This window comes from Exiguobacterium sp. s5 (assembly GCF_018618075.1).
Taxonomy (GTDB): domain Bacteria; phylum Bacillota; class Bacilli; order Exiguobacteriales; family Exiguobacteriaceae; genus Exiguobacterium; species Exiguobacterium mexicanum_A.
This window is the reverse complement of the sequence record NZ_JACSLK010000020.1, coordinates 1-213: the sequence shown is the minus strand read 5'-3', so window position 1 is coordinate 213 and position 213 is coordinate 1. Positions and strand designations below refer to the sequence as shown.

Annotated in this window: 1 rRNA gene; it reads right to left on the bottom strand. The window is 49.3% G+C overall.

Annotated elements, in window-relative coordinates:
• Positions 1–66 (bottom strand): 5S ribosomal RNA (gene rrf, locus KNP60_RS15685); the annotation flags it as partial.
• Between the last annotated feature and the right edge of the window lie 147 nt (positions 67–213).

Here is a 213-nt window from a genome sequence, read left to right as displayed (position 1 = left end):
GCTGAAGCGCTTAACTTCCGTGTTCGGCATGGGAACGGGTGTGGCCGCTTCGCTATCGCCACCAGACAAAAGAATATTAACATCGCCTCGAGGGCGTGTCAATCCATTTCAGGGTTGTTCCCTGAAAACTGAAGACTCATCAATTCATACAAACCATTAGACTAGATCAAAGCCTCGACCGATTAGTATCATTCAGCTCCACACGTCGCCGTG